We start from the raw sequence: 24,301 nt of genomic DNA, 5'->3' as shown, positions 1-24,301 counted from the left end.
CGAAGTGCGAGGCGCGAAGACGCGCCCGGCAGGACGGCCACAGGGGTGGGTGGACGATGACCAACGGCACGGTGACGCCGGAGCTGGAATCCGCGCTGGAGAAGCACCGGGTCGAGCTGACCGGGTACTGCTACCGGATGCTCGGCTCCTCCTTCGAGGCGGAGGACGCGGTCCAGGACACCCTGGTCCGCGCCTGGCGGAGCTACGACAAGTTCGAGGGCCGGTCCAGTCTGCGCTCCTGGCTCTACCGCATCGCGACCAATGTCTGCCTGGACATGCTGACCGCGGGCAACAAGCGGGCCCGCCCGGTCGACCTGACCGAGGCGACCCCGCTGGCCCGGGCGGCGCTGACGCCCCGCCCGGACAACACCTGGCTGGAGCCGATGCCGGACGCCCGGATGCTGCCCACGACCGACGACCCGGCGGAGGCCGCGGTGGCCAAGGAGTCGGTGCGGCTGGCCTTCATGGCCGCCCTTCAGCAGCTCCCGCCCAAGCAGCGGGCGGTGCTCATCCTGCGTGAGGTGCTGGCCTGGCGGGCCAGCGAGGTGGCCGAGCTGCTCGGCACCACGGTGGCGTCGGTGAACAGCGCCCTCCAGCGGGCCCGCGCGACCCTCGCGGAGCGCTCGGACCTGGAGGCCGCGGGCGCGGTCTCGGACCCCCTGGACGAGGAGCAGCAGAAGCTCCTGGAGCGGTACGTGGCCGCCTTCGAGGGCTACGACATGACGGCGCTCACCGCGCTGCTGCACGAGGACGCGGTCATGACGATGCCGCCGTTCGACCTGTGGCTGGCCGGCCCGGCCGACATCACGGGCTTCATGACCACCATCGGCGCGTCCTGCGCGGGCTCCCGGCTGGTCCCGGTCCAGGCCAACGGGCTGCCGGCCTTCGCGCACTACAAGCCGGACCCGGAGGCGGGCGGCTTCTCGCCCTGGGCGGTGCAGGTGCTGGAGATCTCAGACGGCCGCATCACCGGGTTCCACTGCTTCCTGGACACCAAGCGGTGGTTCCCGCTGTTCGGTCTCCCCCTCCACCTCGAAGCGGAGGCCGACCAGGCCGATTAGGGCGCGCAGGGCCGGATCGGGGTCCCGCAGTCTGATCCGGCCCCCGCACCGCAGCGCGGTCAGCTGCATCCGGGCCAGCACGTCGACCGCGGCGAGGTCCGGCGGCCCCACCCCGCCGGCGTCACAGACGACCACCCCGGCCCCGGTGGCGTCCAGCAGCGCGCGCACCTCGGCACAGAGCCGGGGCAGGGTCTCCCTGGACAGGGGCCCCGGCAGCACGAGTACGGCGGGTGTCACGGCATCCACGTCCCGGTAGACCGGGAGGCGGGGCGGAACTCATCGGTGGCGGCGGGGCCGCATCGCCACCGGGTCACATCCCGGCGATGTGTTCGGCCTTCTTGCCCACGGAGTCGAGCGCGTCCAGCCACTTGTCCTTGCGCCGTGCCCGCTCCGCCCGGTCCGCCGGAACCAGGCGCTCGGCGGTCCGCACGGCACAGGCGTCCGGGTCGCCGAGAGCGGTCCTCGGGTGTTCCCCCGTCTCCTCGCAGTGCGCCGTGACCTCCTTGACCCCCTGGAGCACGACGGCCCGGTCGACGCCCGGCTGCATGGCCAGCCGTACCTGGAAACGCGCCAGCCACCGCTCGCGGTCCTTCTCCTGTGCCGTCGCCTTCTCCTTCTTCGCCACGTGCTCTCCCTGGTGATCGGCAGCCGTCCGTCGGGGAGTCAGACGCCGGGGCGCCGGCACGGGTTCCGGAAGCGGGGAATCCGGACGTGCCGCAGGGGTGCCGCCGGGGTCACATTGACCTGCGCATGCTCTACGGCGGAAGGTTTGCTGTATGCCGCACGCATCCCCTCCCCGTATCCCGCCCGATGCCGTTCGCGCCGCTCGGGGGGTGCCGTGCAAGGGGTGCTGACCGGGTTCGCGGTGATCGCGGTCGTGATCGGGGTCGGGTATCTGCTCGGCCGGGGCGGATACCTGGGCGATCAGGGCCGCGAGGTGCTGACCAAGCTCGCCTTCCACGTGGCCTCCCCGGCGCTGCTGTTCACGACCTGCGCGCAGGCCGACCTCTCGGTGGTCTTCTCCAGCCGGCTGCTGGTGACGGCGCTCAGCACGGTCGCGGTGGCCGGGGTCTTCATCGCGGTCGGCGCGGTACGCCGCTGGGGCACCGGCCGGATCACGATCGGCGCCCTGTGCTCGGGATACGTCAACTCGGGCAACCTCGGCATCCCGATCGCCGTGTACGTCCTGGGCGACGCCTCCCTCGTCGCGCCGGTGCTGCTGTTCCAGCTGGTCGTGGTGGCGCCGGTCGGCCTGACGTTCCTGGATCTGGCCGGCACGGAACGGTCCGGCTCACCGTGGTCCCGGCTGCTCACCCCGCTGCGCAACCCCATCGCGGTCGGGTCGCTGACCGGGGTGGCGGTGGCGGCGCTCGGACTCCACGTCCCCGCGCCCGTCATGGACCCCCTGACCCTGATCGGCAACATGTCCGTCCCGGCGGTCCTGATGGCGTTCGGCATATCCCTGCGCGGCAGCGCGATGCCCTTCCGGGGCCCGGACCGGGGCCCGGTGCTGCTGGCGGTGGCCCTGAAGGCGGCCGGCCAGCCGGCGGTCGCCTGGGCCCTGGCGGCGGGCGTCTTCGGACTGCGGGGCGCCCAACTGCTGGACGTGGTGGTGACCTCCGCCCTGCCGACCGCGCAGAACATGTACACGTACGCGTCGGCCTACCGGGTGGGCGAGCGGCTGGCCCGGGACGTGGTGCTGGTGTCGACGGTGGTGGCGGTGCCGGTGCTGGTGGTGATCGCGACGATGCTGGGGTGATCAGCCGCGGTTACTGCCGGGAGAGTCCGGCTGGGTCCCGCAGTGCGCACACGACGAGCATGGGGGCGGGAGCGAGTTCGAGGCGCCAGAGATCGGCATGTCCGGTACGACGCCGCAGGCGTACACGGCCGGCGTACGGCCGCCCCCGCCTGCCGACACCGGAGTTCGCCACCACGAGCGAGGCACCGAACCCACGCGCCACTCGGCCTCCGGGGAACTCCCCGGTATCGATGCCTCCTCGCGGGCGCGTCCGGCACCCGGGCGCCAGACGGCGACGCCGATGTCGTGGGCATCCCCCGGAGCCACCAGAAGTTTGACATCGCCCCCTTGCCGAAGCCGGTGATCTTCATGGGAAGGTGATCACACCGGGAAAGGCGCCGCCCGACCCGCCGCGCAGTCGGTTCGGCCTCAGGGGGATTCATGCGCCACCGGTACATCCGGGCGGGCCTGTATGCCCTTTTTCTCCGGTACGGACCCTTATTTCTTTCGCCGGCGGCGGCCACTCCCACACTCATCCGGAGAAAGGAATCCCCATGGCCGACGAGATGGTGCTCCGCGCCCAGAGATTCGTGAACACCACCTACAACGACGGCACCACCCTCGGCATATCCAAGCTGGAGGAGAACGGCCAGACCGGATGGCCGGTCATGTATGCCCTCACCCGGGCCCTCCAGTACGAAATGGGCATCACCGCGCTGTCCGACTCCTTCGGCCCAGCCACCCTGGGCAAGATCGGCTCGCTGTACGGAAAGATCGACGACACCACCGTCCCGTCCGCGGTCTTCTGCCGCATCATCCAGTCGGCCCTCTACTGCAAGGGCTACGACGGTGGCGAGATCGACGGCACGTACAACGACCGGGTCAAGGGCGCGGTCGCCGAGCTCCACCGGGACATGGGCGTCGACGGCATCTACCCCGGTGGATCGCTGTGGCCGAAGACGACCAAGGGTCTGTTCACCATGGACGCCTATGTCACCGTCAACAGCGGCTCGGACACCATCCGCTCCATCCAGCAGTGGCTGAACGGCCGCTACCTGCCGCGCGCGGACTTCTACGTGATCCCCTGTGATGGTCACCACTCCCGGGACGTCGCCAAGTCCATGCTCTTCGCGATCCAGTACGAGCTGGGCATGGCGGACGGCACCGCCAACGGCAATTTCGGACCCGGCACCCAGGCCGGCCTGAAGTCGCACACCGTGTCCGTGGGAACCACCGGCGTCTGGGCGCGGCTCTTCACCGCCGCCATGATCCTGAACAAGCGCGCCGTGGCCTTCGGTGACTTCACCTCCTCGGTGAAGTCCGCGGTGGAAACCTTCCAGTCCTTCTCCAGGCTGTCCGTCACCGGGCAGGGTGACTTCCCGACCTGGTCCTCGCTGCTCGTCTCCTACGGCGACCAGTCCCGCAAGGGGACCGCCTGCGACGGCGTCACGATGGTCACGCCCGCCCGCGCCCAGGCGCTGAAGGACGCCGGTTACCAGTACATCGGCCGTTACCTGTTCAATCCCTCCAGCACATCCCTGCCGGAGAAGCAGATCCAGCCCGGTGAACTGGCCACCATCAAGGAGTACGGGCTGCGCTGTTTCCCGATCTACCAGACCTGGAGCCGCTCGGCCGACTACTTCAGCTACGCCCAGGGCTGCATCGACGCCACCAACGCCATCGAGTGGGCCACGATGCACGGATTCAAGTCGGGCACCATCATCTATTTCGCGGTCGACTACGACGCCATGGACGGTGAGGTCACCGATTACGTCCTTCCGCACTTCCGGGGTGTGATGCGGACGATCCGTGAGAACTCGGGGTACGACGTCGGGGTGTACGGCCCGCGCAATGTCTGCCAGCGCGTCGGCGACGCCGGTTACGCCGCGGCCGGCTTCGTCTCCGACATGTCCTCGGGTTTCTCCGGGAACCTCGGCTATCCGCTGCCCACCAATTGGGCCTTCGACCAGATATCCACCGTCACGGTCGGGTCCGGCGACGGCTCGATCGAGATCGACAACAACATCGCCTCCGGACGCGACACCGGTCAGGGCGACTTCGATCCCGGTACGCCGGTGGAGAGCGGCCTCGACGTCGACTTCGACAAGGACGCCTACCGGTCGGCGATGCTGAGCGACGTGCAGACGTACCTGGACTCGATCGGTGTCCCGGAGACCGGCGGGGAGGGCTGGACCGCCGACGGCGACTGGGTCACGTACAACGTCCTGTCCACGACCGAGGCCTTCAATATGATCATGGACGCCGACTGGCTGTTCACCAACATGGCGCGGACGCTGAAGCTGCGCAAGGCGCTCGTCCAGGCCCCGGTCCTGTGGGAACTGCGCAAACTGAACCCCCTCGACGCGGCCGCCGACGAAGCGGTCAAGTACGGCCTGAAGGACGACTCGACCACCGGTTGGGGACAGATCTACGCGTGGGTGGCCATCGAGGCCCGCAACTACTGCATGGGACAAGGCATCATCAACGGGACCCCCTTGACCAGCAGTGACACCCGCGCTGTCTGGGACGATCTCCAAGAGCCCGAGTACACCATCCCCACCGCCGCCTACCTGACCGTCTACAACGCCCACCAGCTGGGCATCGACCGGCCGAGAACGACCACCGGCCCGGCCGACACGCAGGCGCTCCTCGCCCGCTACAACGGCACCGGCGACAAGGCGGAACAGTACGGGCGCGAGCTGATCGGTCTCTACAACGTGCTGGAGAACTACAACGCGCGCTGCCGCGCCAGCTGACCCCGGAGAGCCTGTGAAGAACGCGCGACTGTGGAAGTCCCTCGTCCCCGTGGCGGTGAATCTGCTGCTCGGAATCCCGGCCGTCGTGCCGGTCTTCCTGATCTGGTACTTCCTGTCCAACGGCCCGTTTGCGGACGTCGGCTGGACACAGCGGGACCCGAACGAGAACGACGGGATGCTGCTGTGGCTGATCATCATCGTTCCGCTGGTGGCGGGTTTCGGAGGACTTTGGGCACTGGTCAACGTATGGATGCGGCGCAGACTGGTCCCCGGGGCCCCGCCGTACCCCTACTGGCTGGTGTCGGCGACGCTGACCATCGCCCCGTTCTTCCTGGCCACCGGATTCGGCTGAGCGCAAGCCGCTGGACGAACCCGCTGAATGAGATCCGAGGAGAGGAAGAGAACCTTGAGCGACGGAATCACACGACGGACCGTGGTCCGGTCCGCGGCCGTACTGGGCGCGATGACCGCTGCTTCCCTGGCGGCGGGATCGGCCACGGCGTCCGCCGTGGGCGCGAAGGAGACGGAGGCGGGGCGGGAGGGTGCCGCCGGGCCCCGGGAGACCACACCGAACGGGTGGCCCGTGCAGACGAACACCGATCGGGATTCCCAGGTGTGGACCCGTGCGGTGGCCGGTACCGGGCTCGACGTGCCGGTGTGGATCGGCGCCCCGGAGGCGATCCTGCTGTACCTCGTGCGCCGGTACCACTACGAGGTGACGGAGATCCGAGCCGGTGAGCTGAGCGGCTGGCAGCAGGCGGACGGGCTGGCAGCCGCGGTCCCGGAGGCCAACCTGGCGTCCGGCACCGCGGTCCGGATCCGCCCGGGGGCGTCCGCGGCGGGCAGTCTGTTCCCGCTGGAGAGGACGGCGCTGAGGGAGATACTCGCCGACTGCGCGGGCGTCGTCGGATGGGGCGGTGACCACTCCCCGGCTGACGAGTCACTGTTCTACCTGGACGCGGGCCCGCAGGACGCGCGCGTACGCGAGCTCGCGGACCGGTTGCGGAGAGGTGAGGCCACGCCCGGCAAGGGTGCCGGGGCGGCCGTGGCTGTCGGCTAGCCGGGGGTCCGTCCTCGCGGGCCCGGTCAGGCGATGCGCTCCAGCACCACCGGCGGGCCGCTGAACTCCGTCCCCGGGGCCGCGATGTCGTAGGAGCCCGCCACCGCCTCCAGCGCGTACGCGAACCGCTCCGGCGTGTCCGTGTGCAGGGTCAGCAGGGGCTGGCCCGCGCGGACCTCGTCGCCGGGCTTGGCGTGCAGTTCCACGCCCGCCGCCGCCTGCACCGGGTCCTCCTTGCGGGCGCGTCCGGCGCCCAGGCGCCAGGCGGCGACGCCGATGTCGTAGGCGTCCAGACGGGTCAGGACACCGGAGGCGCCGGCCGTCACCACGTGCTGTTCCTTCGAGGTGGGCAGGGCCGCGTCCGGGTCGCCGCCCTGGGCGCTGATCATGCGGCGCCAGACGTCCATCGCGGAGCCGTCGGCCAGCGCCCTGGCCGGGTCGGCGTCGCGGATGCCCGCCGCGTCGAGCATCTCGCGGGCCAGGGCGAGGGTGAGTTCGACGACGTCGGACGGGCCGCCGCCGGCCAGGACCTCGACCGATTCGCGGACCTCCAGGGCGTTGCCGGCGGTCAGGCCGAGCGGGGTGGACATGTCGGTGAGCAGGGCGACCGTCTTCACGCCGTGGTCGGTGCCCAGGCCCACCATCGTGCGGGCCAGCTCGCGGGCGTCCTCGACCGTCTTCATGAAGGCGCCGCTGCCCGCCTTCACGTCGAGGACGAGCGAGCCGGTGCCCTCGGCGATCTTCTTGGACATGATGGAGGAGGCGATCAGCGGGATCGCCTCGACCGTGCCGGTCACGTCGCGCAGGGCGTACAGCTTCTTGTCCGCCGGGGCCAGGCCGTCGCCGGCCGCGCAGATCACCGCGCCCGTGGAGTCCAGTACGTCCAGCATCTCCGCGTTGGAGAGCAGCTCGCGCCAGCCCGGGATCGACTCCAGCTTGTCCAGCGTGCCGCCGGTGTGGCCGAGGCCCCGGCCGCTGAGCTGCGGGACGGCGGCGCCGCAGGCCGCGACCAGCGGGGCCAGCGGGAGGGTGATCTTGTCGCCGACGCCGCCCGTGGAGTGCTTGTCGGCGGTGGGGCGGGACAGGGAGGAGAAGTCCATGCGCTCGCCCGACGCGATCATCGCCGCCGTCCAGCGGGCGATCTCGCCGCGGTTCATGCCGTTGAGGAGGATGGCCATGGCGAGCGCCGACATCTGCTCGTCGGCGACCTCGCCGCGGGTGTACGCGTCGATGACCCAGTCGATCTGCTCGTCGCTGAGTTCCCCGCGGTCGCGCTTGGTGCGGATGACGGAGATGACGTCCATGGCCATGACGGGACTTCCTTACTTACTTGGTGAGGTGGTCGGGACCGAAGGCCTGCGGGAGCATCTCCGAGAGCGGGAGGACGCCCGCCGGGGTCTCCAGGAGCAGGCCGGGGCCGCCGAACTCGTACAGCAGCTGGCGGCACCGTCCGCACGGGACGAGGACCTCGCCGTGGCCGTCGACGCAGGTGAAGTGGGTCAGCCGGCCGCCGCCCGAGTTCAGCAGGGCGGAGACCAGGCCGCACTCGGCGCACAGGCCGATGCCGTAGCTGGCGTTCTCCACGTTGCAGCCGGTGACGGTGCGGCCGTCGTCGGCCAGGGCCGCCGCGCCGACCGGGTAGCCGGAGTAGGGGGCGTACGCCCGGGACATGGCGTCCCGGGCGGCCTGGCGCAGCGACTCCCAGTCGGCGTCGGTCACTTCCCTTGTCCCTTCCGGTACGGCATGCCGTCCGCCTTGGGCATCCGCAGGCGCTGCGCGGACAGGGCGAGGACGACGAGGGTGATGACGTACGGCGTGGCGGAGACGACCTGGTTGGGGACCTCGTCGGTGCCCGCGTACCAGGCGAAGACCAGTGCGCCGACGACGACGGTGATCACGGCCTTGACGTACTTCCTGCGGACCGCCAGCCAGATCGCGCCCGCGAGCAGCAGCAGCGCGCCCAGCAGCAGCAGCGCGTGCACGTTGGCCGAGCCGCCGCGCAGGTTGAGGCTGTCGGTGTAGCCGAAGAGCCCGGCGCCGACGGCGAGGCCGCCCGGCATCCAGTTGCCGAAGATCATCGCGGCGAGGCCGATGTAGCCGCGGCCGCTGGTCTGGCCCTCCAGGTAGAAGGGGTTGGCGACGATGGAGAGGAAGACGCCGCCGAGACCGGCCAGGCCGCCGGAGATGATCACGGCGAGGTACTTGTACTTGTAGACGTTGACGCCGAGGGACTCGGCGGCGACCGGGTTCTCGCCGCAGGAGCGCAGGCGCAGACCGAACGGCGTGCGCCACAGGACCCACCAGGTGGCGGGGATCAGCGCGACCGCGACGAGCGTCAGCCAGGAGACGTCCGTGACCAGGCCGCCGAGCAGTCCCGCGATGTCCGAGACGAAGAACCAGCCCTGGTCGTTGAGCGACTTCAGTCCGTCGGAGAGGCCGGGGACGGTGAAGTGCCCCAGCGAGTCGACCGGCGGCGACTGCTTGGCGCTGCCGCCCTGGTGGCCCTCGAAGGCGAGGGGGGCCAGGTAGCGGGTGGCGCCGAGGGCGAGGATGTTCAGCGCCACGCCGGAGACGATGTGGTTGACGTTGAAGGTGATCGTCACGATGGCGTGCAGCAGACCGCCGAGCGCGCCGCCGACGATGCCGACGAGGACGCCGGTCCACGGGCCCCACTGGAAGCCGGCCCAGGCGCCGAACCAGGTGCCCAGGATCATCATGCCTTCGAGGCCGATGTTGACGACGCCCGCGCGCTCCGCCCACAGACCGCCGAGGCCCGCGAGGCCGATGGGGACGGCGAGCTGGAGGGCGGTGGACATCTGGCTGACGTTGGTGATGCCGTCCGCGCCGGTGATGATGCGGACGATCGAGGTCAGCGCCAGGGCTCCGGCGATGACGAGCAGCAGCACCGGCAGGGACACGCGGCGGCCGGTGGGGGCGGCCGGCTTCATCGTCGGCTGGTTGAGATCGTTCGCCATGAGGGGAGCGGTCATCGGGCCGCCACCTCCTTGTCCGTGTTGTCGGTGGCGCCCAGGACGTGCCCGGCGGCCAGTTCCGCGCCGACCCGGCGCTGCTGGCGGCGCAGGCCCCACTCGCGTACGGCCTCGTAGGAGACGACCACGGAGAGGACGATCAGGCCCTGCATGATGACCGCGATCTCCTTGTCGTAGCCGTGGAAGTCCAGCTCGGGGCTGGCCTTGTCGAGCCAGGCCCACAGCAGGGCGGCGAAGGCGATGCCGACGGGGCTGTTGCGGCCGAGCAGGGCGATGCCGATGCCGAGGAAGCCGATGCCGGTGGGGAAGTTGAGGCTGTAGGTGTGGGTGTCGCCGAGGAGGATGGGCAGGCCCGCGAGGCCGGCCAGTCCGCCCGAGATGAGCATGGCGGTCAGGACCATGCGCTTGGGGTCGACGCCGCTGGCCGAGGCGGCGGTCTCCGAGGCGCCCGAGGCGCGCAGGTCGAAGCCGAAGCGGGTGCGGTTGAGGACGACCCAGTAGCCGATGCCGAGGAGGACGGCGAGGACGACCAGGCCGTAGATCTCGCCGGCCGCGCCCATGTCGATGCCGGGGACCCAGCCGGAGTCGTGCATCTCGCCGGTGGTGTTGTTGTTGCCGACCTTGACGCCGAAGACGTCGGGCAGCCACAGGTAGCCGATGACGGCGGTGGCGATGGAGTTCAGCATGATCGTCGCGACGACCTCGCTGACGCCCCGGGTGACCTTCAGGACGCCGGCGATGCCGGACCAGAAGGCGCCGGTGAGGACGGCGGTGAGGAGGAGCAGCGGGATCTGCAGGACGCCCGGGAGGGCCACGTGGGCGCCTACGACTGCGGCCATCATGGCGGCGAGCTGGTACTGGCCGTCGACGCCGATGTTGAACAGGTTCATCCGGAAGCCGATGGCGACCGCGAGGGCGGCGATGTAGTACATCGACGCCTGGTTGACGATCAGGACCTGGATGTCGGAGAACCCGGCCTGCTCGAACATCAAGGCGAACGGCTCTACGGGGTTCTTGCCGGAGGCGATCAGCACGATCGCGCTCAGCACGAAGGCCACGGCGAGCGCGATGACCGGTCCGGCCACCGCGAGGAGCACGCGCTCCTTGTCGAACTTCTTCATCAGCGGGCCTCGTCGTCTTCCGCGGGCTCGGGGTTCTCTTCGTGCTCCAGGTGGCCGGTGGCCGCGCCCGTCATCGCGGAGCCCAGTTCCTCGGGCGTGATGGTCGCCGGGTCGGCGTCGGCGACGAGCCTGCCGTCGTAGATGACCCGGAGGGTGTCGGACAGGCCGATCAGCTCGTCCAGGTCGGCGGAGATCAGCAGCACGGCCAGGCCCTCGCGGCGGGCCTCGCGGATGTGGTCCCAGATCGCGGCCTGGGCGCCGACGTCCACGCCCCGGGTGGGGTGGGCGGCGATCAGGAAGCGCGGCCGGTGGCTCATCTCGCGGCCGACGATCAGCTTCTGCTGGTTGCCGCCGGAGAGGGAGGCGGCGGTGACGTCGATGCCGGGGGTGCGGACGTCGTACGTCTCGACGATGCGGCGGGTGTCGTCCTGGGCGGCCTTGATGTCCAGCCAGACGCCCTTGGCGTTGGGCTTCTCGGTGACGTGGCCCAGGATGCGGTTCTCCCAGAGGGGGGCCTCCAGCAGCAGGCCGTGGCGGTGCCGGTCCTCGGGGATGTAGCCGACGCCCCGCTCGCGGCGCTTGCGGGTGGTCCAGGCGGTGATCTCGTCGTCGGCGAGGCGTATCGACCCGGAGTCGGGGGCGCGCAGGCCGATCAGCGCGTCGACCAGCTCGGTCTGCCCGTTGCCCTCGACGCCCGCGATGCCGAGCACCTCACCGGCGTGGATGGTGAAGGTGACGTCGTCGAGGAGGGCCTTGCCGCCGGGGGCCGCGAGGCGCAGCTTGTCGACGGTGAGCACGGGGCGGTCGGTGACCGTGGACTCGGCCGTCTCCGGGGTGGGCAGTTCGCTGCCGACCATCATCTCGGCGAGCTGGTGCGGGGTCGTCTCGGACGGGACGGCCGTGCCGACCGTGGTGCCGCGCCGGATGACGGTGATCTCGTCGGCGACGGAGAGCACCTCGCCCAGCTTGTGGGAGATGAAGATGACCGACAGGCCCTCGGCCTTCAGCTCGCGCAGGTTGTCGAAGAGCGCGTCGACCTCCTGCGGCACGAGCACGGCGGTCGGCTCGTCGAGGATGAGGGTGCGGGCGCCCCGGTAGAGGACCTTGAGGATCTCCACGCGCTGGCGGGCGGCGACGCCCAGCTCCTCGACCAGCAGGTCGGGGCGGACGTCGAGGCCGTAGCGCTCGGAGATCTCCTGGATCTTGCGGCGGGCCCTGGAGCCGATGCCGTACAGCTTCTCGCTGCCGAGGACCACGTTCTCCAGGACCGTGAGGTTGTCGGCGAGCATGAAGTGCTGGTGGACCATGCCGATGCCGCGCACGATCGCGTCGGCCGGGGACGAGAAGGAGACCTGCTCGCCGTCGACCGCGATCGTCCCCTCGTCCGGCTTCTGCATGCCGTAGAGGATCTTCATCAGCGTCGACTTGCCGGCGCCGTTCTCGCCGACGAGGGCGTGCACGGTGCCCTTGCGGACGGTGAGGTGGATGTCGTGGTTGGCCACGACTCCGGGGAAACGCTTGGTGATCCCGGCGAGCTGGACGGCGGTCGCCTGACCGCTGCCCGCCGCTGCCGAGGCCGGAGGGCTGCTGGACGCGTTGATGGCGCACTCTCCTGGGGACGGGGGCCGTCTACGCGTGTAGCGCCCCTACGGCATCGAAAGCGGTGGCACACCTGCCTCGGCGGGGTACGGGGCGGACGCCCGAGGGCGCCTCCCCGTACCCCGCCGAGCGGCTGCGCGACCGCGGTGGTGGCACGGTGCGGGTGCTGCCGGTGTCAGCTGCTCTTGACCTTGATGTCGCCGCTGATGATCTTGTCCTTGGCCGTGCTGATGGCTTCCTGGAGCTCGGTGTCGTCCGCGAACTTCGGGTTGGAGTCCGACAGGCTCACTTCACCGGTCTTCAGATCGCCCCGAACGATACCGGTCTCCGGCTTTCCGTCCTCGACCGACTTCGCCAGGTTGTAGACCGCCTTGGCGACGTCCTTCATCGCCGAGGTGAGGATCGAGTCCTTGTACTTGGCGAGGGCTTCCTGCTGGTACTGGTCGGAGTCGACGCCGATCGCCCACACCTTGTTGGCGGCGGCGGCCTCGATCACGCCCTGCCCGGACAGCCCGGCCGCGGCGTACACCACGTCGGCCTTGTTCTCGATCTGGCCCTCGGCGGCGGTCTTGCCCTTGTCGGGGCTGGAGAAGCCGCCCTCCTCCGCGGTCTGCGTCAGGTACTGGGAGAGGACCTTGGCCTTGGGGTTGGTGTCCTTGACGCCCTGCTCGAAGCCGGCCTGGAACTTGTGGATCAGCGGGTTGTCCACACCGCCGATGAACCCGACCACGTTGCTCTTGGTGGACTTGGCGGCGGCGACGCCGGCCAGGTAGGAGCCCTGCTCCTCGGAGAAGACGAGGTCGGCGACGTTCTTGGCCTCGATGGTGGAGTCGTCGACGATGCCGAAGGTGACGTCCGGGAACTTCTCGGCCGCGCCCTTGACGGCGGAGGCGTACGCGTAGCCGACGCCCACGATCGGGTTGTAGCCCTGCTTGGCGAGGGACTCCAGGCGCTGCTGCTTGTCGGCGTCGGTCTCACCGTCGGTCGGCTCGATGTCCGCCGTCTCGTACTTGAACTCGTTCTTCGCCTGCTCCAGGCCCGCGTAGGCGGCGTCGTTGAAGGACTGGTCGCCCTTGCCGCCCACGTCGTACGCGATCGCGAGACCCTTGTCGCCCTTGGACTCCGAGGAGGAGGACGAGGTCGAGGTACCACCGCAGGCGGCGAGCGCGAGGGCCAGGGAGGCGGTCGCTGCGCCTGCGACCGTGATCCGGGAAATCCGGCGCATGTGTGGTGCTCCTGTCGTACAAGCGCCGGACGGGGTTCGGCTGCGGCGCTGGGTTCGCCGCAGATTAACGCGCGTAGACCGGCCTGAAAACCCCTTCTGTCCACCTTGTTATCGGCCCGTGCCCAACTCTCGCCGGGCGCAAACGCGAGGTGGCGTTCCGTGACGCCCGGCAAGGGCTGGAGGGGGTCTGTTACGGCTCGGTCCTCACCTTGATCGACCCGTCGACGATGCCTTCCTCGGCCTTGGCGACGGCGTCCGTGAGCCCGGGGACCTCGGCGTACTCCGGGTTGCTCTCGGACAGGCCCACGCCGTCGGACTTCAGGTCGAAGGTCTTGGTGCCGGTGAGCGGCTCGCCGTCCTCCACCGATTGGGCCAGCGCGAACACGGCCCCGTCGATGTCCTTGAGCGCGGAGGTCAGGATGGAGTCCTTGTACTGGGCGAGGGCCTCCTGCTGGTACTGGTCGGAGTCGACCCCGATCGCCCACACCTTGTTGGCGGCGGCGGCCTCGATGACCCCCTGCCCGGACAGCCCCGCCGCCTGGTAGACGACGTCCGCCTTCTTCTCGATCTGCCCCTCGGCGGCGGCCTTGCCCTTGTCCGGGCTGGAGAAGCCGCCCTCCTCCGCGGTCTGCGTCAGGTACTGCGAGAGGACCTCGACCTTCGGGTCGGTGTCCGCGACGCCCTGCTCGAAGCCGGCCTGGAACTTGTGGATCAGCGGGACGTCGACCCCGCCCACGAACCCGACCGTCCTGGTCTTCGTCGCCTTGGCGGCGGCGACGCCGGCCAGGTAGGACGCCTCGTTCTCGGCGAAGACGAGGGAGGCGACGTTGTCGCCCTCGACCACGGAGTCGACGATGCCGAAGGTGGTGTCCGGGTAGTCGGCGGCGACCTTCTCCATCGCCGGGCCGTAGGCGAAGCCGACGCCGACGACCGGGTTGTAGCCCTGCCTGGCCAGCGAGGCGAGCCGCTGCTCCTTGTCGGCGTCGGTCTCGCCGTCGGTGGGCTCGATGTCGGCGGTCTTGTAGCCGTACTCCTTCTTCGCCCGCTCCAGGCCCGCGTAGGCGGCGTCGTTGAAGGACTGGTCGCCCTTGCCGCCGATGTCGTAGGCGATGGCCATGCCCATGTCTTCCTCGGAGCCGCCGCCGTCACCGCCGCCCTCGGTGCTGGTGCCTCCACAGGCGGTGGCGGCGAGCGCGAGCGACGCGACCCCGACCACGGCGCTGGTCAGTCTCGGTGTCCGACGCAGACTCGTTGTCCGACGCATCTGAAGTTCCCCATCCCTCAAGTCCCCGCGGCGGGCGCCCGGTTCGGCGCACATTAACGCGCGTAGAAACTCCTGGGAACGGGGTTCCTCGGGGCCGTTATCCATTCGTGCCGGAGGGGGTTACGGGGGTGTGAACCAGCGGTTCGAAGGGGGCGGAAACGTCCGGGCACCGCCCTACCATCGAGGTACGGCAAGCCGGAGCGAAACAGACCCACTGGGGTGACCGTGAGCAACTGGGCAGACCTGACGACCGGTAAGCGCATCAAGCACCTACGAGGTTCCGACCTGACCCAGCAGGGGCTGGCGGAGGCGTCGGGGCTGTCGTTGGCCCTGGTGCAGAAGGCCGAGCAGGACCGGGGGGAGTTGTCCGTCGGTTCCCTGCTGAAGCTTGCGCACGCGCTGAACACGGATGTGTCGGTGATTCTGGGGCAACAGGCTCCGCGTCGAGGGATGGACCAGGCTGACCGCGCCGCGCTGCGCCGACTGTCCGATGCCGTGCACGAGAGCGCCCTCGGCGAGTGGGAGGGCATCGATGACCCGAGCACCGTCAAGGAACTGAGCGAGGCCCGCGACCGCGCCTGGGACGCCTACTGGGCGAGCGACACGGCCAAGGTGAGCAGCTATGCCTCGAATGTCCTCATGGAAGGACAGGTCAGGTATGCCAGTGCCACCGGCAGCGAGCGTGAGCGACTGGGGTCGATCCTGGCCAGCACGTACCGCGTAGCCGCGTCGTGCTCGAACGGCTTCGGGCAACGCGACCTCGCGTTGAGCGCGCTGACGTCAGCGAAACACCTCGCGCGGAGCGTCGACGACCCCGTGCTGACGGCGCTGCTTGAGTCCACGCTGTCGTGGATCCACCTGCGCGGCGCCAAGCTGCCGCGCGCCGTGGCCGTGGCCGAGCGCGCGGCAGTGGCGATCGAGCCGTCGTTCAGCACCGGCTCTCGCCCGCAGTTGCTGGCGTACGGTCGCCTGATGATCTCCGCGGCCGTGGCCGCGTCGCGGCGCGAGGACGAGAGCGCGGCCGATGACTACTTGTCGCAGGCGCACGCCGCGGCGGCGAGGCTCGGCCGGGACGAGAAGCTGTACGGGACGAGCTTCGGTCCGACCGCAGCGAAGACCGAGGCCGTCGGAATCCACGTAGCACTGAGGAACTACGGGCGCGCACTCACGCTCGCCGGCCAGCCGGACATGAAAAGACTTCCCGCATCCATGTCGAAAGTGGCCCGCAACCGCTACAAACTGGACGTCGCCCTCGCGCAGTGCTCCGCCGGCCTCTACGACCAGGCGGGAGACACCCTGATCGAGGTGGGACTCGACGCCCCGGAGTGGGTCAGGCACCAGGCGCTGCCCGGCGTCATCGGGAAGCGGCTCGCGAAGGTGTCGACGGCTCGCGTGCGCAGGATCGGCGAAGTGATCGGCGTACCCCTGATCGCGTGACTCGTACGGAGCGTACGAGTCGGGGCCGGACAACCTCTCCTTGTCGTACGTCTCGTCACTTCACTGTGCGTGATCGATCGAGCACAGTTGACGCATGGTCAGCTACAAGAGCGCACAGACGCAGGAACCGGCCCGCCGCCGCACCAAGGGCGATCTGAGACGACGCCAGGCACTGGCGGACGCGGCGGCGGGGGTCTCGCCGGGGGAGGCCGACGTACTGGCCGAGGCGGCGAAGGTCGAGCGGTTCCGCTGCGTGATCTACCTGTGCGGCGCTCCCCCGACGGACATCACGCGCCCCGGCCGGGAGTGCAGGGAGTACGCCGAGGCGTTCGGGTGGGAGATCACGGACGTGATCGAGGAACGCGCGGGCCTGCTGCCGCCGCGAGGGCGTGCCGGGCTGTGGCGAGCCGTCGAACGCGTCCAGGAGGGAGCGGCCGGGGCGGTGCTCACGGCGTGCCGCTCGATGATCTCCTCCGTTCCGCAGGAGTACGACGAGGTCGCCCGCGAGATCGAGAAGGCCGGCGGCTTCCTGCACGTCAAGGATTCGGCACGCAGGGGGCTCACGCGGGCCGCCGGGCACCCGGCGTGATCTTCGCCCCGGAGGCTGTCGGCACCTTCGCCGCCGCCGGTCCACGGATCTCCGTACGTCCTGGCCGCCGCCCGACGGGAGGGGGCACCGGAAACGGATGACACTTCAGCCCGAAGTGTCATCCGTTTTCCGCCCGGGGCGGGGGCCGAGCCCCTTGGTCTCGCCGCGTCGGGGCGCCGTCAGGGTTGTCGGGTGGCGGCGGGCTCCGGGGTTTCCGGCTGTTCTGTGACCGTGGGGACCGTGGTCCCGGGGCCGCGGAAGGTGAGGTAGACGAACAGGACGCCCATGACGGCCACGCCCGCCCACATGGCCTGCTGCCAGCCGTCGACGAAGGACTGCTGGGCGGCGTGGAGCAGGTCCTGCGCGTACGGGCCGGCGCTGTCCGCCGCCTCGACGGCGTTGGCGACGCCTTCGCGGGCGGTGTCCGCGGTGCCCTGGGGGATGCCGTCCAACCGGTCGTCGACGGCGCTGCGGTAGCCGGCGGACAGGAGCGCGCCGAGCAGGGCGACGCCGAGGGCGGTGCCGAACTCGCGGGTGACGTCGTTCAGGGCGGAGGCGACCCCTTGCTTCTCGCGCGGCAGGGAACCGGTGATGGCCTCGGTGGAGGGGGTCATCGACAGGCCCATGCCGATGCCCATGACGAGCATGCCGGGCAGGATGGTCAGGTAGCCGTCGGCGGAGACGAGCAGGGCCATCAGGGCCAGGCCGACGCCGGCCAGCGCGACGCCGACGGCCATGGTCGGGCGGGAGCCGACGCGTGCGGCGAGCTTGGGGGCCAGGCCCGAGGTCACCATCATCATGACGGCCATGGGCATCAGCGCGAGCGTGGAGAGCAGTCCCGACCAGCCGAGCACGGCCTGGAAGAACGGGAAGAGGACCACGGCGATGCCCGCCTGGACGCCGAAGACCACGAGCAGCGTGACGGAGCCGCCCGCGAGGCCCCGCTCGCGGAAGAGCCGAACGTCCAGGAGTGCGGCGTCGCGGCGGCGCAGTTCCCAGGCCACGAAGCCGAGGGTGGCGAGGAGGCCGACGGCGAGGCCGAGCAGAGCCTCGGGGGCGGTCCAGCCGCGTTCGGGGCCTTCCTGGAGGACGTAGATGAGGCCGGTGACGGCGACGGCGGAGACCAGGGCGCCGACGGTGTCGAAGCGATGGGCCGATTTCTCGCGGGAGTTGGGGACCGATTTCAAGGTCATGGCCAGGGCGACGGCCGTCAGGACGACGGGCAGCAGGAACAGCCAACGCCAGTCCGCGACGTCGACGAGGAGCGCGGAGAGGAACATGCCCAGGATGCCGCCGCCTCCGGCGACGCCGGTCCACACGCCGATCGCCTTGCCGCGCTGTTCCTCGGGGAAGGTGGAGGTGATGACGGCCAGGGTGATCGGCATGATCATCGCCGCGCCGACGCCGCCGGCCGCCCGCGCGGCCAGCATGGCCTCCGCCGTCGGGGCCAGTCCCGCCAGAGCGCTCGCGGCGCCGAAGACACCCAGTCCGGCGATCAGCATCGGCTTGCGGCCCAGGCGGTCACCGATCGCGCCGAGCGGCAGCAGGAGCGCGGCCAGCGTCAGGGCGTAGATGTTGATGATCCACAGGATCGTGTTCTGGGAGGCGCCGAACTCGACGGCCATGTGGGTCTGTGCCACGCCCAGCCCGGACACCGAGGCGATGACGGCCATCAGCGCCAGGGAGACGGCGATCAGGACGCTGCGCAGCTGACGCGCGTCGAGGACGTCGCCCGCGCCGGGTTCAGGGGACTGTGCGGGGTCGTTCGCGCTCATGGGTTCCTCTCAACAGGGCATGCCGCACAGGCGCCGGACCAGGGTCCGGTCGCGCGGTGCTGGGGTCGCGTACGTCGACGCTAACCCCGCCTTGCGTCGTAGGCATACGGTGTTGCTCATGAGGCAAGAAGACGGGGAGCCGGACAGCCTCGCACGCAAACGCGTCCGTGCTCAGCGGGTCGCTCAGGAGTGGTCCCGCTCAGCGGGGCCCCGCTGAGCGGGGGTCTCGCCGATGACCGGTGTGCCGAGGGCCCGCCGGCGTCGGCCGGTCTCGTCCTGGCGGCGCTCAGGGCCGCCCGCCGGCTCGTTCACGGTCCACGGCGAGGAGTTCCGCCGTCCGGCCGGGCGGGGACCCCTGATCGGGTCCCGCGGCACCGCCGGGGCATCGGCGGCGCGCTGGTCCGCGTCCTCGCGGCGGGGCGTGCGCCGGCGGGCCGTCGTGACGGTCGCGGGCGTGCCGGACGACCGCACCGGAGTGGCCGGCACGGTGGCCCGACAGCCGCTTTCAGACTCCGGTGTCGATGAGGGCGGCGGCGGTGAACAGCTCCACCCCCACCGTGATGGCGTGCTCGTCCACGTCGAAGTCGCCCTGGTGCAGGTCGCGCACCGCGCGCTCGCCGGGCGGGCGGACGCCGAGGCGGGCCATGGCGCCGGGGACGCGCTCCAGGTACCAGGAGAAGTCCTCGCCGCCCAGGCTCTGCTCGGTGGACTCCACGGAGTCCGTGCCGCGCCGGGCGATCATCGCGGTCTGGAGGAGTTCGACGCTGGTCACCTCGTTGACGACGGGCGGGACGCCCCGTACGTAGGTGATCTCGGACTTGGCGCGGTGCAGGTTGGCGATCTCGTCGATGGCCGCGACCACCAGGTCGGGGGCCTGGCGCCAGGCGTCGAGGTCGAGGCAGCGCACGGTCCCGGACAGCTCGGCGTGCTGCGGGATGACGTTGGCGGCGTGGCCGGACTCGATGCGGCCCCAGGTCAGGGAGAGGCCGCCGCGGCTGTCGACGCGCCGGGCGAGGAGGGCGGGGGCGTCGACGGCGACCCGGGCGGCGGCGGTGACCAGGTCGGTGGTGAGGTGCGGCCGGGCGGTGTGGCCGCCGGGGCCGTCCAGGGCGATCTCCAGCCGGTCGCAGGCGGAGGTGATGGGGCCCTCGCGCAGCCCGATCCGGCCGGCGTCCACCCGGGGGTCGCAGTGCACGGCGAGGATGCGGTGCACGCCGTCGAGCGCCCCGGCCTCGATCACGTCCTCGGCGCCACCGGGCAGCACCTCCTCGGCGGGCTGGAAGATCAGGCGGACCGGGCGGGGCAGCGGGGCGCGCTCGTGCAGGGCGGCCAGGACCAGGCCGGTGCCGAGGACGACGGTGGTGTGCACGTCGTGGCCGCAGGCGTGGGCGCGGTCGGGCACGGTCGAGCGGTACGGGCATCCGGTCTTGACGTCCGGGATGGGCAGGGCGTCGATGTCGGCGCGCAGGGCGAGCACGCCCGGACCGGCGGGCCCGGCGGACGGGCGCCCGGGGGTGGTGCCGATGTCACAGATGACGCCGGTGCCGCCGGGGAGGACTCTCGGCGCCAGTCCGGCCCGCTCCAGCCGCTCCTTGATCGCGGCGGTGGTGCGGAACTCCTGGTTTCCCAGCTCGGGGTGCATGTGCAGATCGCGGCGGAAGGCGATGAGTTCCGCCCGCAGCGCCTCCGGCAGGGTGCCGGGCAGCGTGGCTTCCCCGGGGACGTCGGCTTCGGACTCCAGTGACATCAGTTGCTTCACCCTTTGAAGGGTAGGACGCCCGGACGGCCGACCGACCCACGATCAACAAAACTTCAGCCCCTCAGGGGACGAAAATCCGGCCGCCGGACGCATATGCCCCGGCGAGGGTGGGTAAAATCCGCCGATTACCGACCGGGCCGCGGCGCACCGCTCCGGCCCGGCTCCCACCCCGTCCCTCACGGCTACCACGCCTCACGCCTCCTACGCGTCGGCGTGCGGGCCGCGCGGCTCGCGCCACATCCCCCACAGCACCGGCCCGTCCCCAGGCAGCCGCAGTTCCTGCCGCACGGTGAAGCCGAAGTGCTCGTAGAAGGGGAGGTTGGACGGCTTGGAGGACTCCAGGTAGGCGGGCAGCCCTGCCGCGTCGGCCCTGGCCAGCCCCGAGCGCAGCAGGGCGGCGCCGTGTCCCTGTCCCTGGGCGGCCGGGTCGGCGCCGATCACCGCCAGGTACCAGTGCGGTTCCCGGGGGGTGTGCCGGGCGGCCGTCTCGATGGTGTCCCGGAAGTACGGGGCCCGGTCGCCGAGGACGTCCTGGAGCTGCCGGACGGCCTCCGCGTCGGGGACGGCCTTGGCCTGGGCCTCCGGCGGCACCCAGAAGGCGGCCGCCGCCTCCGTGTGTTCGCTGCTCCCCGGTCACCTGGCGGCGATGACCCTCGCGGCCGGCGGCGACGTCGTCTGTCTCGTCCCCGCCGCCCTTCCCGGCGCCCCCGCGTCGCCTCTCACCCGTACCGCCACCGCCCTCGGCCTGTGCCTCCTCGACATCCCCCTGCCGCTGCCGCCCGTGACCATCGGCATGGCCTGGCACCCCCGCCACGCGGCCGACGGAGCCCACCGATGGCTCCGGGACGCTGTTCGCCGCGCCCTGCGCGCCCCCGGTTGACGCGGCCGGTCACGCGCCCCCGGGGCCATCGTGCCCGTCACCGCCACCGTCACCGCCACCATCGCCGTCGTCGTCGACGGCGATCAGGTGCTCCGCCCCGCCCTCCAGCCGGCGTGCCATCTCCGTCGACCGGGGCAGCATCGTCTTCTCGTAGCGGCGGACGGCGTCCTCGACCGTGTCGGACTCCGCGAGGGCCGCGGCGAGTTCCGCCGCGTCGAGCATCGCGAGGTTGACGCCGACGCCCAGCGGCGGCATGAGGTGGGCCGCGTCACCGAGCAGGGTCACCGTGGGGCTGGGCTCCCAGGTGTGCGGCACGGGCAGGGCGAGGATCGGGCGGTCGACGTACGGGCCGTCGTTGTCGGTGATCGTCTTCAGCAGGCGGGGCGACCAGTGGGCGTAGCGCTCCAGGAGCAGGGCGCGGATGCCGCCGGTGTCCCCGGGTGTCAGGCCGCTCGCGCCGATCCAGTCGGCCGGGACGCGCTGGATCAGGTAGACGCGGATGTGGCCGCCGCCGTTGCGCTGGGCGAACAGGGCGCGCTCGCCGTCCCGGGCGTGGGCGCCGCCCCGGCCGACCAGGTCCGCGATCTCGGGGTGCCGGCGGTCGACGTCGTCGAACCACGCCTCCAGGAAGCTCACGCCGGTGTGTGCCGGAGTGGCGTCGGAGACGGCCGGGCGGACCCGGGAGAAGGCCCCGTCGGCGCCGATGACCAGGTCCGTCTCGACGGTGGAGCCGTCGGCGAAGCGCAGTCGCCGGGGCCCGTCGGCGGGGCCGTCGACCTCCGTCAGCGCCTGCCCCCACCGCACGGTGCCGGGGGCGAGGGAGTCGAGCAGCAGTGCGCGGAGCTGTCCGCGGTCGATCTCCGGCTTGAACATCTCGTCGGGCGCCGGGACCCGGTGGTCCGTGATCGCGCCGGTGAGGTCCAGTTGCCGCATCTCCTGCCCCTCGGGGCGGGCGTGTGCGAAGAAGGCGTCCAGCAGACCGGCCGCGCGCAGGGCGAGCTGGCCGTTGTCGGCGTGCAGGTCCAGGGAGCCGCCCTGGTCGCGGGAGCCGGGGCCGGGCTCACGGTCGTGGACGGTGACCCGGAGGCCGTGCCGCTGCAGGATGCGGGCGCAGGTCAGGCCGCCGGGACCGGCGCCGATGACGCTGATCCGGGCGCGGGAGGGGTGCGGAGAAGCCATGGGTGTCCTTCCGACGGAAGCGGGCGGGACCACCGTAGGAGCAAAAGTGCAATCTGACAACTTAGTCACAGACTCAATAAAGCTACGGATGCCATGACCGGTTAGGATGGCCCCATGCCCGAGCCCACCGCCCCCGCCGGCCCCACCGCCTCCGCGACCGCCTCCGCGACCGCCCCCGCCCCCGCTCCCGGACGCCGCGAGCGCAAGAAGGCGGCGACCCGGCAGGCGATCGCCGACGCCGCGCTCCGGCTCTTCCTGGAGCGCGGCTACGACGACGTGAGCGTCCGGGATGTCGCGGAGGCGGCCGACGTCTCCGTCACCACCGTGTTCAAGCACTTCAGCGGCAAGGAGGCGCTCGTCTTCGACCGGGAGGAGAGCACCGACGCCGCCCTCGCCTCGGCCGTACGCGACCGGGCCCCGGGCACCACCGTCCCCGACGCCCTGCGGGCGCACGTGCTGGCCACCTGGCTGCCGATCGCGGAGCACCCGCAGCGGGTGGAGTTCAACCGGCTGGTGGACTCCACCCCGGCACTGCGCGCGTACGCGGAACGCATGTGGGTCCGGCACACCGCCACCCTGGCCGCGGCCATCGCCGACGAGTTCGGCGTGGCACACGACAACCTGGCCTGCACCGCGCTCGCCCGGTTCGTCCTGGACGCCCCCGCCCTCGCCCAGGGGCGGCCCGACCACCGGGCCGCGATCGAGGAGATCTTCGGCATCCTGACCGACGGCTGGCGGCCGCCCGCCCCCTGACCACCACGGGTTCACCCTCAAGTCACGGTGTCCCCCGGCCGATGAGAACGGGCATGCCCGACTCACACGCACGCCGCCGTACGGTGCTCACCGGCGCCGCTCTGCTGACCGCCGGCGGGACATCACTGCGGGGGGCGGACTTGGCCGGGGCCGCGGGCCGGGTCCTCGCGGAGCGGCGGGTGGACGAACGGCTCGTCGAGCTGACGGTGGACTCCCCGGCCCTCGGCGGTCCCGGCCGGGTCGCCCTGCTCACCCCCCGGGGATGGGACCGGCGCCGGCCCGGTGACCGCTGGCCCACCCTGTACCTGCTGGCGGGCGGCGACGGGGACCACACCGCGTGGACCACGCTGTTCCGTGTGCAGGAGCTGGCCGAACTGCGCGACGTCCTGGTCGTCATGCCCGGCATGCCGCTGTTCGGGTTCTGGACCGACTGGTGGAACCACGGGGAGGGCGGCCCGCCCCGGGTGCGGACGTACTTCCTGCGCGAGGTCGTGCCCCTGGTGGAGCGGGACTACGGGGCCGGGACGCGCCGGGCGGCGGCCGGTGAGTCCCAGGGGGGCTTCGGCGCCCTGGGGATGGCCGCCCGGGTTCCCGGGCTGTTCCGCGCCGTCGCCGCGTTCGGGGCCCCGGTGCACCCGGTCCGGCACCCCGAGATGTGGCTGTCCGGCGCGAAGTTCGTGGGCGTGGACGGCTACGCGATCTTCGGGGATCCGTGGGAGCAGTGGAAGGTGTGGCTGGACTGGGACCCCTTCCGCCACGCCGCCGGCCTGCGCGACACGCCCGTCTACCTCGCCTGCGGTGACGGCACCCCGGGTCCTCTCGACGGCGAGGACCCCGAGCCGCACATCCCGGGCACCGAGAAGTGGGTCGCGCTGGCGGACCCCGGCGTCGTCTCCGTCACCGAAGCCGTCTGCGCGGAAGAGACCCGGATGCTGAGCGACCGGCTGAAGTCGCTGGGGGCACCGGTCACCACGCACCTCTACCGCGGCACCCACACCGGCACCTACGGGTACCGCGAACTGCGGCACGCGCTGCCGATGCTGCTGGCCGCCCTGCACGGCCGGCCCCGCCGGTAGCCGCGCGCACGGCTCCGCGCACGGTCGCGCGAACGGCCC

General features: G+C 71.3%; 22 protein-coding genes and 2 pseudogenes. 10 read left to right on the top strand and 14 right to left on the bottom strand.

What is annotated here, in order from left to right:
- The first annotated feature begins 56 nt into the window (after positions 1–56).
- A complete protein-coding gene (locus tag ACZ3IG_RS10845; protein WP_467430888.1) occupies positions 57–1,061 on the top strand; it encodes a sigma-70 family RNA polymerase sigma factor in 1,005 nt (334 codons plus the stop codon).
- Here ACZ3IG_RS10845 and ACZ3IG_RS10840 read toward each other — a convergent pair.
- Both ACZ3IG_RS10840 and ACZ3IG_RS10835 read right to left on the bottom strand, forming a co-directional pair.
- The gene (locus ACZ3IG_RS10840) at positions 954–1,229 is read right to left on the bottom strand and encodes an STAS domain-containing protein (protein WP_467430886.1); all 276 of its coding nucleotides are present in this window, start codon (positions 1,227–1,229) and stop codon (positions 954–956) included. The genes ACZ3IG_RS10845 and ACZ3IG_RS10840 overlap by 108 nt on opposite strands.
- A 142-nt stretch (positions 1,230–1,371) precedes the next feature.
- Entirely contained in the window at positions 1,372–1,686 is a 315-nt protein-coding gene (locus ACZ3IG_RS10835; RefSeq protein WP_467430884.1) for a hypothetical protein, read from the bottom strand.
- Between the two features lie 213 nt (positions 1,687–1,899).
- On the opposite strand from ACZ3IG_RS10835, the gene ACZ3IG_RS10830 reads away from it, so the two are divergent.
- The 4 genes from ACZ3IG_RS10830 (at position 1,900) to ACZ3IG_RS10815 (ending at position 6,615) form a co-directional block, all read left to right on the top strand.
- A complete protein-coding gene (locus ACZ3IG_RS10830; protein ID WP_467430883.1) occupies positions 1,900–2,820 on the top strand; it encodes an AEC family transporter in 921 nt (306 codons plus the stop codon).
- 533 nt (positions 2,821–3,353) lie between these two features.
- Positions 3,354–5,555, top strand: coding sequence for a glycoside hydrolase domain-containing protein (locus tag ACZ3IG_RS10825; RefSeq protein WP_467430881.1), 2,202 nt, complete (start codon positions 3,354–3,356; stop codon positions 5,553–5,555).
- 13 nt (positions 5,556–5,568) lie between these two features.
- Positions 5,569–5,907, top strand: a complete 339-nt coding sequence (locus tag ACZ3IG_RS10820; RefSeq protein WP_467430879.1) for a hypothetical protein — start codon at positions 5,569–5,571, stop codon at positions 5,905–5,907.
- Positions 5,908–5,961: 54 nt separating this feature from the next.
- Positions 5,962–6,615 carry a hypothetical protein gene (locus tag ACZ3IG_RS10815; protein ID WP_467430877.1) on the top strand — a complete coding sequence of 218 codons (654 nt, stop codon included), beginning with the start codon at positions 5,962–5,964 and terminating at the stop codon, positions 6,613–6,615.
- A gap of 26 nt (positions 6,616–6,641) precedes the next feature.
- Here the strand turns inward: ACZ3IG_RS10815 and ACZ3IG_RS10810 are convergent, their stop codons facing one another.
- The 7 genes from ACZ3IG_RS10810 to ACZ3IG_RS10780 all read right to left on the bottom strand — a co-directional run bounded on the left by ACZ3IG_RS10810 (position 6,642) and on the right by ACZ3IG_RS10780 (position 14,796).
- A complete protein-coding gene (locus ACZ3IG_RS10810; protein ID WP_467430875.1) occupies positions 6,642–7,925 on the bottom strand; it encodes a thymidine phosphorylase in 1,284 nt (427 codons plus the stop codon).
- A gap of 16 nt (positions 7,926–7,941) precedes the next feature.
- Positions 7,942–8,334, bottom strand: coding sequence for a cytidine deaminase (locus ACZ3IG_RS10805; protein WP_467430874.1), 393 nt, complete (start codon positions 8,332–8,334; stop codon positions 7,942–7,944).
- Positions 8,331–9,605 carry an ABC transporter permease gene (locus ACZ3IG_RS10800; RefSeq protein WP_467430871.1) on the bottom strand — a complete coding sequence of 425 codons (1,275 nt, stop codon included), beginning with the start codon at positions 9,603–9,605 and terminating at the stop codon, positions 8,331–8,333. Before ACZ3IG_RS10800 ends, ACZ3IG_RS10805 begins: the two co-directional genes overlap by 4 nt.
- Positions 9,602–10,726 carry an ABC transporter permease gene (locus ACZ3IG_RS10795; RefSeq protein ID WP_467430869.1) on the bottom strand — a complete coding sequence of 375 codons (1,125 nt, stop codon included), beginning with the start codon at positions 10,724–10,726 and terminating at the stop codon, positions 9,602–9,604. The genes ACZ3IG_RS10800 and ACZ3IG_RS10795 overlap by 4 nt, the downstream gene beginning before the upstream one ends.
- Complete coding sequence (locus tag ACZ3IG_RS10790) at positions 10,726–12,327, bottom strand: ABC transporter ATP-binding protein (protein WP_467431657.1); 1,602 nt, start codon at positions 12,325–12,327, stop codon at positions 10,726–10,728. The genes ACZ3IG_RS10795 and ACZ3IG_RS10790 overlap by 1 nt, the downstream gene beginning before the upstream one ends.
- Before the next feature lie 173 nt (positions 12,328–12,500).
- The gene (locus ACZ3IG_RS10785; protein WP_467430868.1) at positions 12,501–13,550 is read right to left on the bottom strand and encodes a BMP family lipoprotein; all 1,050 of its coding nucleotides are present in this window, start codon (positions 13,548–13,550) and stop codon (positions 12,501–12,503) included.
- Between the two features lie 190 nt (positions 13,551–13,740).
- Complete coding sequence (locus ACZ3IG_RS10780; protein ID WP_467431655.1) at positions 13,741–14,796, bottom strand: BMP family lipoprotein; 1,056 nt, start codon at positions 14,794–14,796, stop codon at positions 13,741–13,743.
- 243 nt (positions 14,797–15,039) lie between these two features.
- Between ACZ3IG_RS10780 and ACZ3IG_RS10775 the strand changes: the two genes are divergently transcribed.
- Positions 15,040–16,251, top strand: a complete 1,212-nt coding sequence (locus tag ACZ3IG_RS10775) for a helix-turn-helix domain-containing protein (protein ID WP_467430865.1) — start codon at positions 15,040–15,042, stop codon at positions 16,249–16,251.
- Positions 16,252–16,345: 94 nt separating this feature from the next.
- Positions 16,346–16,840, top strand: coding sequence for a recombinase family protein (locus ACZ3IG_RS10770; protein WP_467430864.1), 495 nt, complete (start codon positions 16,346–16,348; stop codon positions 16,838–16,840).
- A 179-nt stretch (positions 16,841–17,019) separates the two neighbouring features.
- Here the strand turns inward: ACZ3IG_RS10770 and ACZ3IG_RS10765 are convergent, their stop codons facing one another.
- The 4 genes and pseudogenes from ACZ3IG_RS10765 to ACZ3IG_RS10750 form a co-directional block, all read right to left on the bottom strand.
- The gene (locus ACZ3IG_RS10765) at positions 17,020–18,615 is read right to left on the bottom strand and encodes an MFS transporter (RefSeq protein ID WP_467430862.1); all 1,596 of its coding nucleotides are present in this window, start codon (positions 18,613–18,615) and stop codon (positions 17,020–17,022) included.
- A 183-nt stretch (positions 18,616–18,798) separates the two neighbouring features.
- A complete protein-coding gene (locus ACZ3IG_RS10760) occupies positions 18,799–19,101 on the bottom strand; it encodes a hypothetical protein (protein WP_467430859.1) in 303 nt (100 codons plus the stop codon).
- Between the two features lie 19 nt (positions 19,102–19,120).
- Entirely contained in the window at positions 19,121–20,362 is a 1,242-nt protein-coding gene (locus ACZ3IG_RS10755; protein WP_467431653.1) for a M20 family metallopeptidase, read from the bottom strand.
- Between the two features lie 213 nt (positions 20,363–20,575).
- Positions 20,576–21,004 (bottom strand): annotated as a pseudogene (locus ACZ3IG_RS10750) (GNAT family N-acetyltransferase); the annotation flags it as partial.
- Between ACZ3IG_RS10750 and ACZ3IG_RS10745 the strand changes: the two are divergent.
- Positions 20,988–21,254, top strand: a pseudogene (locus ACZ3IG_RS10745) (type 2 periplasmic-binding domain-containing protein); the annotation flags it as partial. The pseudogenes ACZ3IG_RS10750 and ACZ3IG_RS10745 sit on opposite strands and share 17 nt — an antisense overlap.
- A 9-nt stretch (positions 21,255–21,263) precedes the next feature.
- Here the strand turns inward: ACZ3IG_RS10745 and ACZ3IG_RS10740 are convergent.
- Positions 21,264–22,433: an FAD-dependent oxidoreductase gene (locus tag ACZ3IG_RS10740; RefSeq protein WP_467430858.1), complete on the bottom strand. Its 1,170-nt coding sequence runs from the start codon at positions 22,431–22,433 to the stop codon at positions 21,264–21,266.
- A gap of 114 nt (positions 22,434–22,547) precedes the next feature.
- Between ACZ3IG_RS10740 and ACZ3IG_RS10735 the strand changes: the two genes are divergently transcribed.
- Positions 22,548–23,186 carry a TetR/AcrR family transcriptional regulator gene (locus ACZ3IG_RS10735; RefSeq protein WP_467430856.1) on the top strand — a complete coding sequence of 213 codons (639 nt, stop codon included), beginning with the start codon at positions 22,548–22,550 and terminating at the stop codon, positions 23,184–23,186.
- A gap of 53 nt (positions 23,187–23,239) precedes the next feature.
- Entirely contained in the window at positions 23,240–24,262 is a 1,023-nt protein-coding gene (locus ACZ3IG_RS10730; RefSeq protein WP_467430854.1) for an alpha/beta hydrolase, read from the top strand.
- Positions 24,263–24,301: the final 39 nt, after the last annotated feature.

Source organism: Streptomyces sp. NPDC016677 (assembly GCF_055562815.1).
The sequence above is the reverse complement of the archived record's forward strand: the minus strand, read 5'-3'. Positions and strand labels throughout refer to the sequence as shown.